This is a genomic window from Bacillus sp. LR_5, from assembly GCF_042709275.1.
Genome location: NZ_JAVAXX010000460.1, coordinates 1 through 3326 on the forward strand (window position 1 = coordinate 1; position 3326 = coordinate 3326).

Sequence of the window (3326 nt, forward strand, 5' to 3'; positions counted from 1 at the left end):
ATCAATTAAATAGCGAACATTCAGCTCTTCTCCAGTTGCATCTTTAATAATGTCTAACGGCTTTTTCCGTTTTCCGTGAATGTGCACCTTTTCCGTCAGCCATTGCTTTATCGGATGGAACTCTCCTCTTTCCAAGAGAGCGTCAAATTCAGGGAGATCCTCAAGCATTTTTTGTTTCAGCTGAGCCGCATACATGTAGCCGAGCGCATAGGATGGGAAGTAGCCGAAATCTCCACCTGCCCAATGGACGTCCTGTAAAATCCCCTCTGCGTCGGTCTGCGGTGTAATCCCTAAATAATCCTGGTATTTTTGATTCCAAAGCGACGGCAGATCTTCCACAGACACTTCATTGCTGAAAATCGCTTTTTCAATTTCATAACGGATGATGATATGAAGAGGATACGTCAATTCATCCGCTTCGACCCTGATAAATGAAGGTTTTGATTCATTGATTGCCCGGACAAAATCATCCAGGGAGATGTCCTTGAACTGTACAGGTGATGCCTCTTGAATCTTCTGATAGTACGGAGTCCAAAAATGCTTGTTGCGGCCGATAAAATTCTCGTAAAATAATGATTGCGATTCATGAATTCCCATTGATGCGCCGTCTGACAAGTTCGTGCCACTGAGTGCTTCATCAATATTTTGCTCGTAAATCGCGTGCCCGCACTCATGAATGGTGCCAAAGATCGCCGTCCGGAAATCTTTTTCATCATATCTCGTCGTGACCCGAACGTCTCCCCGATTCAGCGTAGTTGCAAACGGATGAACGGTTTCATCAAGTCTTCCGCCATCAAAATCGTAGCCAAGCTCCTGTAAAAAATACAGACTGAGCTCTTTTTGCTTTTCTTTCGGGAACGCTTTTGTAAGAAAGCTTGTATCTGGTTTATTTCCGGAAGCTGTCACCTGTTTAACAAGAGGGATAATCGCTTCCTTCAGCTCAGCAAACAGCTGATCAAGCACCTTTACCGTGACGCCGGGCTCAAACAAATCAAGCAATGCATCATAAGGATGCTCTTGATATCCCCAATACGTAATAAAACGTTTATTGAATTCAATCAGCTGTTCTAAATAAGGAGAAAACAAGCTGAAATCAGATTTTCCTTTCGCTTCCTCCCACGCTGTTTCTGCCTTTGAACACAGAATCACGTATTCTTTGTATTCAGCCTCAGGGATTTTCTTATTCTCTTCATACTCTTTTTTCGCCAGTTCCACTGCTTTTTTCGTATCTTCCGACAAGTCATCAAATCGTTCATACAGGACATCGATAAGCTCCTTCATTCGATCTGATGTTTGGATATTGAATATATCTGTTGAAAGCTGGCCGATACTTTCGGCACGATCCTCTGAGCCGTTTTTCGGCGCGCCTGTTCTGGAGTCCCAGTGCATTAACGCAACTGCTTCGCTGTAATGTGAGATTCTTTTTAAAAGATCAAAAAATTCTTTTTCATATGTATGTATCTCCATATCCATTCCCTCCCTATTCTAGCCGTTCCATTACAGGCTAATGGAAGGGGGTATGAAAGTCAAATTGTTTGTATAAAAGGCTGCCGGTATGTTTTTATGGCAGCCTTTTTATTCAGTTGATCGTCATTTGATTTTTTGGCGGAGGTGTTCTCCGCTTTTTCTGCTTGATTTTTTTATCTACCCACACTGTTGCCAGCGGGGTTAAGAGCGAGGTGACAATAACGCTTGTCGCGATAATTGCAGTTGCCGACTCAGCAACTGGCGCAAATGAGGCATTCGCTTCCGCTAATGCATATGGCACGGCTACAGCCGCCCCTGCCGTAGAAGAAGCGGCCACTCCCGCGACACCATCTCCCCGCGCAATAAAACGATCAAGCAAAAACAAAGAACTGCCCGATAAAATGACGACAGAAACTCCGATAAAAATGCCGAGCAGCCCTGATTGGATCAGCATTCCAAAATTCAAGGTATTGCCGAGCGAAAAGGCGAAAAATGGAATGATCGCCGGCACAACCTTGCTGAATAAGTCTCTGAGATCATGATCCAGATTTCCAAGTATACATCCAAGTAAAAACGGGATGACTGTCGCTGCCAGCGTTTCCCATGGGAATGCGGCAAGTCCCGTCACACCAAACGTCACCATGGTCATAAAAGGACCAGATTCTGTACTGATAAAGGCGAAAGCGCCCGCATCCTCTTTTCTTCCCATGTGATTCATGAGCGCCAAATACAGTCCGCCGTTCGTTTCATTCATTACCGCGACAATTGCTAAAACAGAAAGGCCTGCAAAAAAGCCGGATTGTATGCCTTCGTCAGGTATAAATTGCGCTGCGATCACGCCGAGCAGCGCCGCAAATCCGATCTTCCCCAATAATAACGTGATTCCTTTTCTTGCGATATAGCCTGAAGAACGAAAATCAATCGTTGCTCCTACGCAAAAGATAAAAACACCCAGTATCGGCAGCGTTCCGGTAATCAAAGCACCCGTAAACCCTCCAAAGAACTCCGCTGTTCCAGGCGCAAACGTGTTGAGCGCCGCTCCAAGAAATAGCGGAATAATCATCATTCCGCCAGGTACCCGTTCAATTGTCGCCTTGATTTTCATATTGTGGATTCTCCCATCCTCCGGTTATGAAAAAACAATTCCACTTACACTTGGAAAACAGCCTGCAAATCCTCTTTTGAACAGCTGCCCAACTGGCTGCCGACTCCGACGGCGCCAGCTCCGGCTCTAAGCCAATCAGGCACTTCAGACGGATGTATCCCGCCTGTCGGAATAAAGGTCACCTGCGGGAAAGGACCCGCTAAATTTTTCATAAACGGAATGCCAAACACACCGCTTGGGAACAGCTTTAATGTCGTGAACCCGAATGTCAACGCTTCCATAATTTCGCTCGGAGTCAAGACGCCGGGGATATAATGTGTCTTTACAAAAGATAGATGTTCAGCAAGATCAGCTGAAAAACCCGGACTGACAATAAACTGCGCGCCAGCCTCAGCAGCTTCCCCAGCTTGCTGCGCGCTGATGACCGTGCCCGCGCCAATTAAAATATCTTCCCTATTACGGAAGGATTCGATAATATCTGATGCCCCGGGGGTCGTATACGTCACTTCAACTGCACGAATCCCTTTATCTAATAAACTCTCAATCTGCTGACAGGCCTCCTGCTTATCCTTTGAACGAATGACTGCAATCAGCTTTGCTTCTTTCAGACGGTTTACAACGACTTTGGACTCCATATTAATAATCCCCTTTCTTTTGGTGAACCGTTCTTTGAGCAGATAAAAAAGAAGCTAATTTCTCCCTGGTCGGCAAACCGTCCATATCCCCCGGTGCCTGCACTTGCAAAGCGCCAATC

Annotated in this window: 3 protein-coding genes and 1 pseudogene; all 4 read right to left on the reverse strand. The window is 45.7% G+C overall.

What is annotated here, in order from left to right:
- A partial coding sequence (ypwA, locus tag RAC86_RS37000; RefSeq protein ID WP_377886795.1) for a carboxypeptidase occupies positions 1 to 1467 on the reverse strand: 1467 nt, incomplete at its 3' end.
- 112 nt (positions 1468 to 1579) lie between these two features.
- On the reverse strand, positions 1580 to 2572 hold the full coding sequence (gene kdgT / locus RAC86_RS37005) for a 2-keto-3-deoxygluconate transporter (RefSeq protein ID WP_015714144.1): 993 nt from the start codon (positions 2570 to 2572) through the stop codon (positions 1580 to 1582).
- Positions 2573 to 2616: 44 nt separating this feature from the next.
- Positions 2617 to 3207 carry a bifunctional 4-hydroxy-2-oxoglutarate aldolase/2-dehydro-3-deoxy-phosphogluconate aldolase gene (gene eda, locus RAC86_RS37010; protein WP_161476906.1) on the reverse strand — a complete coding sequence of 197 codons (591 nt, stop codon included), beginning with the start codon at positions 3205 to 3207 and terminating at the stop codon, positions 2617 to 2619.
- Between the two features lies 1 nt (position 3208).
- Positions 3209 to 3326 (reverse strand): annotated as a pseudogene (locus RAC86_RS37015) (sugar kinase); the annotation flags it as partial.